Annotated in this window: 15 protein-coding genes; 2 read left to right on the top strand and 13 right to left on the bottom strand. The window is 64.6% G+C overall.

The annotated features are described in order from the left end of the window. Positions 1-85 precede the first annotated feature (85 nt). The 7 genes from aroH to BW934_RS09865 form a co-directional block, all read right to left on the bottom strand. The gene (aroH, locus tag BW934_RS09895; RefSeq protein WP_076347638.1) at positions 86-454 is read right to left on the bottom strand and encodes a chorismate mutase; all 369 of its coding nucleotides are present in this window, start codon (positions 452-454) and stop codon (positions 86-88) included. Then, positions 451-1,551 (bottom strand): 3-dehydroquinate synthase, encoded by a 1,101-nt coding sequence (gene aroB, locus BW934_RS09890; RefSeq protein ID WP_076347636.1) that lies wholly within the window; start codon positions 1,549-1,551, stop codon positions 451-453. The genes aroH and aroB overlap by 4 nt, the downstream gene beginning before the upstream one ends. Then, complete coding sequence (gene aroC, locus BW934_RS09885; RefSeq protein WP_076347634.1) at positions 1,548-2,705, bottom strand: chorismate synthase; 1,158 nt, start codon at positions 2,703-2,705, stop codon at positions 1,548-1,550. The genes aroB and aroC overlap by 4 nt, the downstream gene beginning before the upstream one ends. A gap of 98 nt (positions 2,706-2,803) precedes the next feature. Continuing rightward, entirely contained in the window at positions 2,804-3,790 is a 987-nt protein-coding gene (locus BW934_RS09880; protein WP_076347632.1) for a zinc-binding metallopeptidase family protein, read from the bottom strand. Continuing rightward, a complete protein-coding gene (locus BW934_RS09875; protein ID WP_076347630.1) occupies positions 3,787-4,827 on the bottom strand; it encodes a M42 family metallopeptidase in 1,041 nt (346 codons plus the stop codon). The genes BW934_RS09880 and BW934_RS09875 overlap by 4 nt, the downstream gene beginning before the upstream one ends. Then, positions 4,818-5,879 (bottom strand): M42 family metallopeptidase, encoded by a 1,062-nt coding sequence (locus BW934_RS09870; protein WP_076347628.1) that lies wholly within the window; start codon positions 5,877-5,879, stop codon positions 4,818-4,820. The genes BW934_RS09875 and BW934_RS09870 overlap by 10 nt, the downstream gene beginning before the upstream one ends. A 39-nt stretch (positions 5,880-5,918) precedes the next feature. Then, positions 5,919-6,935: an RluA family pseudouridine synthase gene (locus tag BW934_RS09865; RefSeq protein WP_234969722.1), complete on the bottom strand. Its 1,017-nt coding sequence runs from the start codon at positions 6,933-6,935 to the stop codon at positions 5,919-5,921. 241 nt (positions 6,936-7,176) lie between these two features. On the opposite strand from BW934_RS09865, the gene BW934_RS09860 reads away from it, so the two are divergent. Beyond that, positions 7,177-7,380: a hypothetical protein gene (locus BW934_RS09860; RefSeq protein WP_076347626.1), complete on the top strand. Its 204-nt coding sequence runs from the start codon at positions 7,177-7,179 to the stop codon at positions 7,378-7,380. 79 nt (positions 7,381-7,459) lie between these two features. Then, positions 7,460-8,533 carry a lytic transglycosylase domain-containing protein gene (locus tag BW934_RS09855; protein ID WP_076347624.1) on the top strand — a complete coding sequence of 358 codons (1,074 nt, stop codon included), beginning with the start codon at positions 7,460-7,462 and terminating at the stop codon, positions 8,531-8,533. On the opposite strand, the gene BW934_RS09850 is transcribed toward BW934_RS09855, so the two are convergent. From BW934_RS09850 to BW934_RS09825, 6 genes are all read right to left on the bottom strand, one after another. After that, positions 8,526-10,367 carry a nitric oxide reductase gene (locus BW934_RS09850; RefSeq protein WP_076347622.1) on the bottom strand — a complete coding sequence of 614 codons (1,842 nt, stop codon included), beginning with the start codon at positions 10,365-10,367 and terminating at the stop codon, positions 8,526-8,528. The two genes, BW934_RS09855 and BW934_RS09850, sit on opposite strands and share 8 nt — an antisense overlap. Before the next feature lie 11 nt (positions 10,368-10,378). Next, the gene (locus tag BW934_RS09845; RefSeq protein WP_076347620.1) at positions 10,379-11,218 is read right to left on the bottom strand and encodes an ATP-binding protein; all 840 of its coding nucleotides are present in this window, start codon (positions 11,216-11,218) and stop codon (positions 10,379-10,381) included. A 421-nt stretch (positions 11,219-11,639) separates the two neighbouring features. Further along, positions 11,640-11,879, bottom strand: coding sequence for a biotin/lipoyl-containing protein (locus BW934_RS09840; protein ID WP_234969721.1), 240 nt, complete (start codon positions 11,877-11,879; stop codon positions 11,640-11,642). Between the two features lie 12 nt (positions 11,880-11,891). Further along, the gene (locus tag BW934_RS09835) at positions 11,892-12,593 is read right to left on the bottom strand and encodes a biosynthetic peptidoglycan transglycosylase (protein ID WP_076347618.1); all 702 of its coding nucleotides are present in this window, start codon (positions 12,591-12,593) and stop codon (positions 11,892-11,894) included. Positions 12,594-12,605: 12 nt separating this feature from the next. Next, on the bottom strand, positions 12,606-13,061 hold the full coding sequence (cbpB, locus tag BW934_RS09830) for a cyclic-di-AMP-binding protein CbpB (protein ID WP_076347616.1): 456 nt from the start codon (positions 13,059-13,061) through the stop codon (positions 12,606-12,608). Between the two features lie 98 nt (positions 13,062-13,159). Further along, positions 13,160-13,363 (bottom strand): hypothetical protein, encoded by a 204-nt coding sequence (locus BW934_RS09825; protein WP_076347614.1) that lies wholly within the window; start codon positions 13,361-13,363, stop codon positions 13,160-13,162. Between the last annotated feature and the right edge of the window lie 95 nt (positions 13,364-13,458).

Raw genomic sequence — 13,458 nt, 5'->3', positions numbered from 1 at the left:
GACTATGTTAGCCGCCTCCGCCTCATCCGTCAACCAAGGAGCGCAAAACTTAGGCGCTCAACTCCTCCCCCGATCACCTCGGCGGTCAGCGCGTCGCGATGTCCGGCCGCAGTTGAACGGCTTCGCCCAGGTACACGTGCACCAGCTCATCCTGCCGTTTGTCCGTGTTCAAATGCACCAACACACGAATGCTCCGCGGCAGCGATCCCGGCACGTTGATTTCGGTGGCACACATGAGCGGCACCCACTGCCACCCAGGGAGCTGACGAACGGCGAACGCTGGAAACGCCGCGTTCAGGTCAGGCGTCATGGTGAGAATGACGCTTGCCACGTCGTCGACATCGATGTCATTCGCTCGAACCATTTCTTCCATCAGCTCACGCGTGGCCTTCAGAATTTCGTCTCGGTCATTGTGGGCCACCGTCGTGGCGCCGCGCAGTCCTCTGACCTTCATGGACGGTGTCCCTCCCTCACCTGTTCGTACGCCACCCGGACCTCGTCCGGCTTGACGCGGACAATCTCCACGCGCCCGATGGCGGCGGGCAGCGCGAACACCCACCCGTCGTGGGTATGCTTCTTATCCACTTCCACGAGCTTCAGCACGGCATCCACGTCCGCATACGGCGGGCGCGTGGGAAGGCCGTGGCGCTCGAGTGCAGACGCGATGCGTTGGGCGTCGGCCCAAGATAACAAGCCGCGATTTGCGGCGATGGCGGCTTCCACCACCAGTCCAATCGAGACGGCCTCTCCGTGCCCCAGCGCATATCCAGAAAACTGTTCCACAGCGTGCCCCACCGTGTGTCCGACGTTGAGCACCTGGCGAAGTCCGCTCTCCCGTTCGTCCTGCGTGACGACGTCCACCTTCACGCGCATGGCGCGCGCGGCGATGTCGACGAAACCAGACGGATCGGCCAACTGAGGCATTGGCTGGGTCTCGAGCCGCAAAAACAGGTCCGGATCCGCGATGATGGCGTGCTTGATCACCTCAGCCATGCCGTTTCTCCACTGGCGCGCATCCAGCGTGGTGAGCGCTTCGGTGTCAAACAACACCGCGCGCGGCGGATAAAAGGCTCCGACGAGGTTTTTCCCCTCTTCCAAATTGACGCCCACCTTGCCTCCGATGGCACTGTCATGCGCGAGCAAGGTCGTGGGCACCTGGACATACGGCACACCGCGCATGTACGTGGCTGCCACGAACCCCGCGAGGTCTCCCACCACGCCGCCGCCGACCGCCAAGATGACGTCGCCGCGGCGAAAGCCTCCGCGAACCAGGCCGTGGTACAGCTCCGCCGCCGTGGCCAAGCTCTTGTGCGCATCCCCGGCGGGAAACTGGAGGGTCAAGAGACCGCGCCCTACGCCCTGCAGCGCAGCAAGAAGTCCGGCGAAAAACGGCGTCTCCCGCACGATCTCGTCCGTGATCACGGCGATCCTTCGGTCGTCAAGCCGCAGGTCCGCCAGGATTTCCGGCAGCGCGTACCGAACCCCCGCGCCCACCACGACCGGATACGCCCCCTGCGCGCTCTGCACCTCGAGCCGGACGCGCCCGCTCATCGCTGGCTCACCCGCAACTGGTACGCCCGCACCGCGTCTTCGATCTGTTCGAGGGAGTCTCCCCCAAACTTCTCCAAAAACGCTTCCGCGATCACCCAGGCCACGACGTTTTCGCCGACCACGGAGGCCGCCGGCAGCGCGCAGATGTCGGATCGCTCGATCGCCGCTGGCTCGGCCTCTTTCGTCTTCATGTTCACGCTCGGAAGCGGATTGTAAAGCGTGCTGATCGGCTTCATGGCGGCGCGGACGACGATGTCCTCCCCATTCGTCACGCCGCCCTCGAGGCCGCCCGCGCCGTTATGCGAGCGGACATACCGCGTGCCGTCGTACAAAATGGGGTCGTGCACCTTCGATCCCATGCGCCGCGCCGCCTCGAATCCAAGTCCAATCTCCACGCCCTTCATCGCCTGGATACTCATCAAGGCACCCGCGAGCCTGCCGTCCAACCTGCGATCCGGCTGCGCATAACTCCCGAGGCCGATGGGGCAGCCCCGCACGATGACTTCGAAAATGCCGCCGACCGTGTCGCCGGCCGCCTTCGCCTCGTCGATCCGAGCCATCATCCGCTCGGCTGCGGCTTCGTCCGCACAGCGAACGGGGGACGCGTTGGCGCGCGCCTCAAGTTCGTCGAGGGTGTCAGGAAACTGCGTTGCCTTGACGTCGCACAGCTCCACCACATGGGCGACGACGCGAATCCCGAAGTGCTCCAAGAGCTGCCTGGCGAGGGCCCCTGCCGCGACCATGGTCGCCGTGTTTCGCGCGCTCGCGCGCTCGAGGACATTGCGAATATCGTCGTGATCGTACTTGATGGCGCCCGCCAAATCCGCATGGCCCGGGCGCGGCCGGTAAATTTCGCGCAGCCCCTCCGGCTTGTCGCCAAACGGCGCCATCTTCGCCGACCAATTCTTGAAGTCCCGGTTCTGGACGACGAGCGTGATCGGCGTGCCGAGCGTCTTGCCAAAGCGGATGCCGCTCGTCACCTGCACCTCGTCGGACTCAATCTGTTGGCGATACCCGCGCCCGTATCCCTGCTGCCTGCGTCGCAATTGTTCGTCAATTTTTTCTTTGTGGATCACGACGTTGCTCGGAAAGCCGTCGATCACGACGGTGAGCGCCGGTCCATGTGACTCTCCTGCCGACAAGTAGCGCAACAAAGGCTGCCCCTCCACTTCCTGCTCTCTCCCATAAGCGTTCGTCTCTGCGAATTACCGGTAGTATAGCATACTCGAGGCGGGCATCGCGCCCGCCCCAGTCATCCGCCCAACAGTCCCTCCGCGGTCGCCACGAGGAGCCGGATCAGCCCGTCCACGTCCGCCAGATCGGCCGTCGCCGCAAACGCGCCCGCCCGGCGAACCGGATAGCCAAGCCCGATCGCGACACAACCGCCGCGCGAAAGCTGAATGGCCCCCGTATCGCTCCACGCCTCGCGAGATACCTCGTACTGAAGCGCGAGCCCGAGCCCATCCGCCGCCTTTTCGACGGCCCGCTTACCCTCAAGCGGCACGACGGTCGCCCGATCCATCACCTTGAGCACGGGGCCCTTGCCGAGCGCCACGACCGGCGACCTGTGCAGCACATCGTCCGCGTCTGCCGCATCCACCACGATGGCGTAAGCCGGCTCCAGCTGGAAAGCGGCAGCCCGCGCAGCCCTCGCCCCGACGACGTTTTGCGCCGTGAACGCCAGGCTGACGTTTTTTCCTTTTGCACTGAGCCTGCGGAACGCTTCGGCAGCGGCCCAGCAACCCAACCGATTGTCGATCGCGCGGCCCGTCACGAGGCTCTCTCCCCACGACACCGGCTGCACCATCAGGACGCCAGCCGTTCCAATCGGCGCGAGCCGCTCCGCCTCTTCGCGCGATCGCGCCCCGACATCGATCACGAGCGCGTCGATGTCGAGATCGCCCTCCTTCGGCTCTTCCGCGTGCACCAATCCGACCGCGCCATTCGTGAAGACCACCTGCCGGCCCACACATTCGCGCGGCTTCACATCGCCCACCGAGACGACGTGCAGATAGCCGCGGTCATCGATATCGATGACCATGAGCCCCGGCTCATCGACGTGCGCCGCGAGCATGAGATGAGGACCGTCGCCGCGCTTGCGCGCGATGCCGCTGCCGAGCGCATCCACCAAGACCTCATCCGCCGCCTCGCGGACCGAATCCAACAGGGCGTCCACCAACGTTCGCTCGCTCCCGCTGGGAGCGACGTAGTCCAACCACCGCATCACCGCGTCCCTCATGGGCGAAATCCTCCCTTGGCGATCTCGTCGAGCACCGCGACCACAAGATCGATGGCGTGCTTCACGTCGTCGAGCGACACGACCTGCGTCGGGGCATGGATGTACCGCACGGGCACTGAAATCGCGCCGCCGACGACCCCTTTTCCAATCCGATGAATGGCGCCGAAATCGTTCGATCCGCCCTTCACCCGGCGCCACTGAACCGGAATGTTGCGCGATTTCGCCGTCTCCCAAAGAAATTCGGCGAAGCGCCGGTTGGCGATGGTTAAGCCATCCTGCACCGTGAGGGCAGGCCCCTTTCCAAGCACGGTCGACTGGCCGTGAGAGGGCGTGTCCACCACGTCGTGCGCGACGGTGCCCTCGATGGCGATGGCGATGTCCGGCTGGATCTGGTAGGCGGCAGCGTGCGCGCCGCGCAGGCCAATCTCCTCCTGCACCGTGAACGCGCCAAAGACCGGAAGCGTTCCTTGCCAGCGGCGCAGCGCTTCAAGCAAGATATAACAGCCCACGCGGTCGTCGAACGATTTCGCCTTGGCCATGCCATGCGAAAGCTCCTGATACTCGGTGGCAAACACGACGGGATCGCCCGGCTTGACGTGGCGTCTGGCATCATCAGCGTCGCGGGCGCCGATGTCGATGTACAACTGCTCCATGGGAATCGGCTTCTCTCGATCGGTCGGCTGCTGGAGATGGATCGGTTTTGCGCCGATCACGCCCGCAATGCGCGATTCGCCGACCCAGACGGGCTTGGACACGAGCACGCGAGGATCGACGCCGCCGAGCGGCCGAAACCGAAGCAGCCCGCCCTCGTCTCGCCCTTCGCCAATGTGCGTCACCATGAGGCCAACTTCGTCCATGTGCGCGTCGAGCATGACGCGGGGGCCGGCGTGATCGTCCCCTTTTTGCACGATGACGTTGCCCAAGACGTCGGTGCGCGCCGCAAGGCCCATCGCTTCCAGTTCGCGGCGCACGACGCGGCGCACTTCGTCCTCAAAACCGGTGGGGCCGAAAGCCTCCGTGAGCTCCTTTAGTAACATGTCAACTCCTCCACCTGCGAGGCGTCGACCTCCGCCACATAGTGGGCAAGGAGTCGCGCGCACTGCCAAATGTCGTCGTACGCGACCGTTTCGACCGACGTGTGCATGTAGCGAATGGGCGGGCCGATGAGGGCTGTGGCGAGGCCGGGACCCGCGATTTGAAACGCGTTGGCATCCGCGCCAACGGGCCGCTGCGACAACTCAACCTGGTAGGGAATCCGGTGCCTGTCCGCGCATTCCACCAAGCGGCGGAAGACCTTTCGGTGCAAGTTGGGCCCAAACGAAATGGCCACACCGCTCTCGAGCGCGAACGAAGCGTCCGCAGGTTGGCCGGGGAATGCGCCAAACGTGACATCGAGCGCTATGGCGATGTCCGGCATGAGGCCGAACCCCGCCGTTTGCGCACCGCGCAAGCCGACCTCTTCCTGCACCGTGAACACGGCGTACAGGTCTGCTTCGTGCGCCATGCCCCTCAACAGGTGAAGCGATTCGAGCAGGACGGCCGCGCTCGCCCGGTTGTCCACCGACTTGCCCGCGATGCGCCCATTCAAGAGGTCGAACGGCGCGCGCTGGATCGTGACGCGATCGCCCACGCGCACGCGCGAGCGGACCTCCTCCTCAGGCAAGGCGAGATCGACGTACAGGTCTTCGAGCTTGGGGGCCTTTGAGCGCTCGGACGGCGAGGTGAGATGGGGCGGTTTCGCGCCGACGACGCCCCACATCCGACCGCTCGCGGCATGCACGACGACCTCCTGGCCGACGAGCGCGCGAGGATCAAAGCCGCCCGACGGCGCCAGGCGGAGAAACCCGCCGGATTCCACTCGCGTCACCACGAGCGCGATCTCGTCGATGTGCGCCGACACGAGGATGCGCGGGCGGCGGCCGGTCCCCGTGCCTGGGATGAGGCCGATCAGGTTCCCCAGAGCGTCGGTCCACATCTCAGTCGCATATTCCGATAGATGCGGAAGGATGAGGTTGCGGACCTCCTCCTCAAAACCGGGACCTCCGTGCGCCGCGAGCAGTTGCTTGAACAACCCCTTGTATTTGGTCAACGAAGAGACACCTCCTCAAGGCCGTGCCGCGCTCGGCGATTAGAAGCCGGAGATTCCAGACATCGGATCTTGCGGCGGCTCGACGCGCTGCGCTTCATCGCACCACGCCTCGATGTCGTCGCGCCCAGACACCGTTTGCCACAGCTCGCGCATGTCGTCGGCGACGCGCGCGCGGACCGTGCACAGCGCGCGATCCTCGACGCGCGGCCAGGAGAGCGCGTAGGCATGAAGCGCCTGCCGCCCAAACGCCCTTTCGTAGAACGAAGCTTGGCCGAGCGGATCGCGCCGATTCGCCATCGCGTACGTGTAGTCCCGGTCCCCGACCAAGGGCATGCCGTGTGAAGCCATCTGCGCGCGTATCTGATGCGTGCGCCCCGTTTCGAGCACCAAGGCCACCAGCGCAAGCGGCCCCGCCTGTGCCAGAGGAAGTGCGTGCGTGACGGCGCGATCGCCGCGGTCCGGCGGCACGACAATTCTGCGGGACGGGCGTTGAGGATTGGGCGCCAGGCCGTCGACAAACGTGAGCCAGCGCCCGGTCTCGCATCCCTCGGGCGCGTAGACGATGGCCACGTACCTTCTGTCGACCAGCCCCTGCCGCAGTGCGCGGTCCAGCTGATGGTGTGCGTGCGCATGCTTTGCGATGAGGACCGCGCCCGACGTGTACTTGTCCAGCCGATGCACCGCATGCGGCACACCGCGCGTATCGCCCAGGTAGTGCGCGGCGGCCGCCAACAGCGAGCCGCGGCGCTCGTGCGGGGAAGGATGCGTCAGCATGCCCGCAGGCTTGTTGACGACCATCACGTCGGCGTCCTCATAACAGATTTCGAGCGGGATGGCCTCGGGATCCACCGCGACCTCTTCCTCGGGACGTTCCCATGTGACGCGGTCTCCGTCCTGCACCGTCACGGAAAGATAAACCGGTTCCCCGTTTAAGTAAAATCCCCCCGCCTGAATGATGCGCCTGAGCATCCTCCGCGACATGCCGAGCCGCCCGCTCAACACCGCCGACAATCGCCGACCCGCGAGTTCACTCGGCACCACGTATTCTTCCAACAACCGATCCCACCCCCTGACGCGTCAAAGGCCAAGATGGCGCACGGCGAAGTACAAGTACGCCACGCCGATCGCGACGAGCCCTCCGAGTACCGCTGCGTACAAAAGCTTATCCAGGGTGCGCATGCCAACTCACCTCATTTTAACTTTCGCGACGCTCGCCCGCACTATGCGGGGTTTGCCGCGCGCAGGAACGGGCTATAACAAACATGGGCCCGTTTGCCCGAAAAGAGGTGCTTTGTCGATGTCGACCCTTCCCTACACGTATCGCGTGGTGGGCCGCGAATCCGCAGCCTGGCATACGCCGCCCTGCACTCACGGGTGCGATTATATCATTCAAATCCTCGGACCGGAGCAGGATGTGCAGATGGAATTTTGCCCGCTCGAGGCGGAACAGTTCGCCGGGATGTTGCTTGAGGCCGTCGATTGGAGTCATCGATTCGACTAGCTTGTCATACTTGTCCGCACGCCCGCGTACATCTCTCCATAAAACAAGCTCCTACGCTTGGTGCAAAGGGGAGATGTCCATGTTCCGCCGCCGTTGGCAAACCTTCGTGGCTTCCGCCCTCGCGTTGGTCGCTGTCGTCGGCCTTTGGACGAGCGAGCGCATTTCCCGGACGACGAATGGCATCGCGCCCGTGGCTGAAGCGCGCGCCGTGGACCCGCGGGAGTCGTTCGCGTCGGACACCATGCGCGCGGACTGGGGCGCCAAACGCTCACGTTCCTCGGGGCCCATCGAGGTGGAAACGCTGAACCTGAAATTCAATTCCACCGCCGAGCGGGATCAGGTCACCGCGCCACTGCTCGAGAAGCGCACAGCCACCGCAAGCGCGCAGGTCCGACCTGTTTCCGCCGATCTCGTCCGCGTGCACACCGGCCAGTGCCTGTGGACCATCGCCAAGGAACACCACACCTCCGTGGCCGCCATTGTCCGGCTCAACCACCTGCGCTCGACGGTGCTTCACATCGGACAAGCTCTTCGCCTTCCCCACGGTGCCACGCACGCACTCGCGTTGCCGAAATCGCCGGAAGCGAGTCCCTCGTATCGACTGCCAAGTCTCACCTACACGGTCCAACCGGGAGACTCGCTTTGGGAGATCTCGAACATCTTTGGCGTCTCCGTCTCCGCCATCTGCAGCGCGAATCACTTGTCGCCGTCCGATGTGCTGTATCCTGGCGAACGACTCGTGATCGATCCGTCGAGTTCCTTCGGCGGAGCCCAGGCGCAAAACGTGCTCCTGCGCGAAGCGCCCCACTGGCTCATCCCCATTTACAAGGAGGCCGGCGCCAAGTACGACATTCCATGGACCGTTCTCGCGGCGATTCACAAAGTCGAGACAGACTTCAGTACGGACGGCGACATCGAATCGTACGCGGGCGCCATCGGCCCGATGCAGTTTATGCCATCGACCTTTGCCATCTTCGGCGTGCCGGCGCCCGGCCATAAGGTCGCCGACATCCACAACGTCGAGGACGCCATTTTCTCGGCCGCTCACATGCTGCACCAGGAAGGCTTTAGCGCCGATCCCTACTACGCCATCTGGACCTACAACCACTCCGCCACGTATGTCGAAGACGTGTTGCACCTGGCCATTACCTGAGCTGAGCGATGCCTGGCAGCATCTTCTTGAGGGCAGTTTGGAGCGCGAGCGGCACGTCCGCTGGAGAGGTCGCGATGGCAAACGCGTGCCCGTACAGGTACCGGACGGCATCCGTGAGCGCCGCGTCCGCCTCTCCGGCCACCACGAGGTGCACGACCCGAATGCCGCGGGCCCTGGCATCGGCCACCGCGCGGCGCGTGTCTTCGTAAGCGCCCGCGTATCCCTCCGCAGCCGGCCTCGCGTCGCTGACGACGAACAGCCACTTGACGGCCTCAGGCCGGCGCATGAGGCGCGAAGACGCGTAGCGAATGGCGGCGCCGTCCCGGTTATCCCATTCTGGACGGAGGAAGAAGACGCCGGCGAGGGCGGCCGGATCGCTCGACTGCTCGAAGCGCACGACGTCCCACACGATGGTCTCCAGCGACGCCGAGGTCCCCGCAGCGTCGTCCTCCCAATACCCGGAAACCGCAAACGATGCGGAGAGCGCGCGAAGGACGTCGCTCAGCATCACAATAGCCTCCTTGCACGCGGGCAAGTAGGGCTCCATGGATCCCGAGGTATCCACCAAAATTTGCACTGCCACATCCCGCCGCAGCGAGACATCCTTCTTCGCCAACACCCGCGGATAGGGCGCAAAGGCCACCCGCTCCGGATGCCGAAGCGTGCGCCCATGGCGCGACAGACCGCCTCGCCACGCGCGGCGCCGCTCGAGGGCCCTTGAGAACAGCTCCAAGAGCCGCCTCCGGTCGCGGGCTTGCGCTTGGCGCACGCTTTGGAGCCACGCGTCCGCCTCCGCGGATGTCGGCACATCGCGCCGAACGCGAATCACATACCCTTGAACGTCCGTCGCCTCGGCTTGCAGTGGCTCATCGCCCATCGCGGCAGGCGCCTGTTCGCCTCGCGCAGGGCTTCTCCGCGGAGGACCCGAGAGGCGAGAGGATGCATAACGGTCGAAGTCTTGCACGCGATCATCGCCGGGCCGGCCCCCATGCCCCGCTTTCGCGGCGCGCGTGCCTGTTTGGGCAGGCCCTTGCAGCAAGGCGCCGCGTTCTGCGTCCTTGGGCCTCGTCCACAGGTCCACCCGCTGGCGCGCCGGGCGTTCCGCTTCGTCCCGCGAGCCGAGCTTCGCGTGCGATCGCGCCGAGGCGGCTTGGGCTCGCGCCTGCGCTTCGGGTGCGCGATCCGCGCGCTGCCCGTCGAGATCGAACCACACCTCGGACAGATCCGCCACTTCGCGCGAGGACACGGCCTGTGACAACCGTTCGAGCGCCCACCGCGCTGCGCGCTCCGTGTCAAGGGAAAGCGCCGCGCGGACATCGTCCGTCCATTGGAACAGGTCACCGCAAAGCGCAAGATACACCTCTTCGGCAGGCACGGCTCCGTTCTCAACCGGCGGGCGCCACGCAGCCTGTCGCTTCACGCGCCGACGGTGAAAGGCCACACGCTTCGCGAAAAGCGAAGACAACGAAGGCCGCTCGCCTGACAGCCTGCGCATGAGCCGCACATCTTCCACGGTCAACAGCCATTGCCACGCGAGCTTGGGCGCGCGGTAGGCTTCGGCTTCCTTTCGCGCTTGGGCCAGGGCGCGCCCGTCCGTCCATCGCGCGTTGCCGCCTGCGCGCAGGTACACCTCCGCCCGCTCCAGCGATCTGCGCCCAACACGCCCGGCGCTCCGATACGCCTCCGGCAGCACCAGCTCGGCCGAAGCGACATGGAGGCTCGAAAGGCGCCCATACCGGCACGCGAGCCGCATGTCCCCGGACAGGACGCGGGCAAGTCCCGTGTACAGAGACAGCAACGGCTCGTCCTCGTAGGAGCTCGTGAAGCGAAACATGGGCTGGCCTCCTAGGCATCGCCAAAGTAGCTCGCTGCGATTTCCATCACAAGGTCTTGTTCGCGCGGGTCGCTCAGCTTCCCGGCAATCGCGTACCGGACGGCGCGCATGGCGGGCATATGGGCACAGAGATCGCAGGCGTCGAGCAGCGCCCGGATGGAAGCCGCTTCGGGCGGCAACTCGCCCACGTCGCTCGCCCGGACGAGATCTGCGGACAGCCGGACAAACCGGTCGACGACGGCATCAGACAGGGTTGACGAGGGCGTAGCCTCGCGAATGAGCTCTGCCAAGGCGTCCCCCTGGACGTAGGGCACGTCAAACACGACAAAACGGTTTAAAAGCGCCTCGTTCAACGGAGAAGTCCCCGCGTATCCCTCGTTCATGGCCGCGACGACGCAAAAGTTCGGATGCGCCACGATCACGTCGGCCGTCAAGGGATTCGTGAGCCGACGCCTGTGGTCCAGCGCGCCGTGCAGGATCGGCAACACCTCGGGCCGCGCCACGTTCAGCTCGTCGATGTAGAGCATGCGCCCCAGGCGCATCGCCCGCACGACGGGGCCTTCGACGTACTCCACGACCGTCTTCCCCTCGGCCAAGCCGAGCGTGCGATACCCAAGGAGCGCCTCCATGTCGAGATCGACCGAACAGTTCACGGACTCCATATCGAGCTCGAGCCGCTCGGCGAGCGTCTCGGCGAGGCGCGTCTTCCCACTGCCCGTGGGGCCGCGCAGCAACACGTGTTTCCCCAGGCGAAGCGCGGTCTCCGCGTCCTCGACCAGATGCGGCCGATCCGCCACGAAGCGCGGGAAGGGGCGTTTGGCTTCCGATCTCCCTTCGCCTTCATCTGCCATTCATCCATCGCTCCTTCCCCAATGCGGGCGCGTGTCCTTAGCGCACACCTCCTGCGCGGCGTACGATGTTCCAGAACCGCGAAGAGGAGGTGGCTAATATGTACGGCGTGTTTGGTAGCTACACGCAGTGGGCCGTCGTGTTCCTGATCATCTTCGTGCTGTTCTTCCTGCTGGTGCCCGCGTACGGTGCCGCTGCAACCTGCTGACCAAGTCGAAAAGGCCGCCCGCTGGGCGGCCCGCCTTCCCATGTCGCATGCGCGCGCGGCGCATGAAAGGGTCCCCTGCGAGCAACATTAACAACGCGACGCCAAACCGCAGAACGTGGGGGATCCGACATGGTATTCATTGCTTGGTTCATCGTGGCCTTCGTCGCCGCCGGCATCATCGTGTACTTCGCCAACCCGCGCCGGCGCGAATGAGGTTACGCTTGTTCGATCCGGCACAGCACGTCGTCCATGCGCACGTGATCGCCAGCTTTCGCAACAATTTCCTTCAGCACGCCGCTCACGTCCGCCGGCACTTCGACGGTCACCTTGTCCGTCGTCACCTCGAGCAGGGGCTCATCCTTTTCCACGCGATCTCCCTCGGCCTTGAGCCAGGAAGTGACCACCGCCTTGGTGACACTGTCCCCCAGCTGGGGAAGCCGTACCTCCACCACCATGTCCATCCTCCTTCAATTCGCCCGAAGCCCAATCGGCTCTCGCCAGATGGCATCCGCCTCGGCCGCCGACAACTGCCGGTCGTCCACCATGTTCTCGAGGACCACGCGCTGTCGCGCCCTCGCGAGCGCGTAATGCTTCAACGGGTCATACGCGGACGGCGCGTTGGGCAGCCCTGCCACGAGCGTGAGTTCACCCGCGTTGCAGTCCCACGGCGGCCTGCCAAAATACGTCTCACACGCATTATACAATCCGTACGCCCCATGGCCAAAGTAGACCACGTTGGTGTAGAGCGTGAACACCTCGCGCTTGGACATCGTGTCATACAGGCCAATGGCGTACCAGGCCTGCAACACCTTGCGCTTAAGCGTCTTTTCCTTTCCGAGGATGGTGTTGTCCACGAGCTGCTGCGTCAACGTCGAGCCACCTTCGACGTACCCATCGCGCTCGACATCGACCACCAAGCTGCGGGCGATACCCACAGGATCGATGCCGGGATCGGACCAGAAGCGCCTGTCTTCCGTCGCGATCACGGCGTCGCGAAACACGGCCGGAATCTGACCGTAGGTGATGGGATGGACGTCGTGATCGCGCATCCGAATTGCGGCGGCCTCCCTGACCTGCGCGGCAATCGGATGAAGCGTGTGAAAGTACACGTCTTGCCCGATCCAGCCGGCCGCGAGCAACACAAGCGTCCAGAGCAAACCGCGTCTCAAACACTCACCGCCTCAGGACCGTTTTCGTCCCTTGCGAATCACCCCATGGAGATACGCGAGAATGCCATGGCGCGTGAGCAGCCCCACAAATTTCCCGTGCTCATCCTCGACGCACAGAAAGGGCGCGTCGATGCTCAGCTGAAGCGCACGCAAAAATGACTCGCCCTGGCCGATGCGGTGAAAGTCTGTGCGCATGACATCCTGCACGGTGAACGAAGAGAGCGCCTCAAACTCAATCCGCTCGAGCCCGAGGATTCGATCGAGAATCAGGGTTTTACTGATCACCCCGACCACTCTCCCGTCGCTCGTCACGACGGGGATGGCCGAATAGCCGGACTTGATCAGAACCAAGAGCGCATGTTCGGCGCTGTGCTGCGGGTGAACGCAGGCCACGTCGTCCGCATCGATGATGAGGCGAGCGATGTCCTCGTCCTGCAACGTCAAAGACTGCATAGTCTCCATAGACATAGACGAACGTCTCCCTGAATGACAGGCACTGCCTGTCGGTGTTCGCCTCGTATTGTACCAGAATGCGGACGTCGCCGATACGGCGACGCCCCGCCTCATCAGGAAACGGGTCCCACGCGACGATGGGTCATGTCGGGCGGAGGCACGACGGCCGGGTCCAACCGCTCATGGGCAATCTCGGGTGCGACGCCTCCGTCTTGCTGCAATCGGTCGATCCCGTCGAACACCGAATCCAGGTAGACCTCGCTCCCATGCGCCTGGTTTCCGTCCGGCACAGGCGTGTGGCCGAGATCGTCCGCCATGGCTCTCGCCTCCTTCGCATGGTGTCCCCTCTCTATCGTGACCACGCGAAGGCGGCACTATTCGATGGCAAGGACGGTGGTTCGGGCGAGCGGGT

Origin of the sequence: Alicyclobacillus vulcanalis (genome assembly GCF_900156755.1) — a bacterium.
Taxonomy (GTDB): domain Bacteria; phylum Bacillota; class Bacilli; order Alicyclobacillales; family Alicyclobacillaceae; genus Alicyclobacillus; species Alicyclobacillus vulcanalis.
This window is presented reverse-complemented; position numbering and strand designations above follow the sequence as displayed.

Coding starts and splice junctions, on each gene's coding strand:
- aroH (WP_076347638.1), bottom strand. CDS start 454: ATGAAGGTCAGAGGACTGCGCGGCGCCACGACGGTGGCCCACAATGAC.
- aroB (WP_076347636.1), bottom strand. CDS start 1,551: ATGAGCGGGCGCGTCCGGCTCGAGGTGCAGAGCGCGCAGGGGGCGTAT.
- BW934_RS09880 (WP_076347632.1), bottom strand. CDS start 3,790: ATGAGGGACGCGGTGATGCGGTGGTTGGACTACGTCGCTCCCAGCGGG.
- BW934_RS09875 (WP_076347630.1), bottom strand. CDS start 4,827: ATGTTACTAAAGGAGCTCACGGAGGCTTTCGGCCCCACCGGTTTTGAG.
- BW934_RS09860 (WP_076347626.1), top strand. CDS start 7,177: ATGTCGACCCTTCCCTACACGTATCGCGTGGTGGGCCGCGAATCCGCA.
- BW934_RS09855 (WP_076347624.1), top strand. CDS start 7,460: ATGTTCCGCCGCCGTTGGCAAACCTTCGTGGCTTCCGCCCTCGCGTTG.
- BW934_RS09850 (WP_076347622.1), bottom strand. CDS start 10,367: ATGTTTCGCTTCACGAGCTCCTACGAGGACGAGCCGTTGCTGTCTCTG.
- BW934_RS09845 (WP_076347620.1), bottom strand. CDS start 11,218: ATGGCAGATGAAGGCGAAGGGAGATCGGAAGCCAAACGCCCCTTCCCG.
- BW934_RS09840 (WP_234969721.1), bottom strand. CDS start 11,879: ATGGTGGTGGAGGTACGGCTTCCCCAGCTGGGGGACAGTGTCACCAAG.
- cbpB (WP_076347616.1), bottom strand. CDS start 13,061: ATGTCTATGGAGACTATGCAGTCTTTGACGTTGCAGGACGAGGACATC.
- BW934_RS09825 (WP_076347614.1), bottom strand. CDS start 13,363: ATGGCGGACGATCTCGGCCACACGCCTGTGCCGGACGGAAACCAGGCG.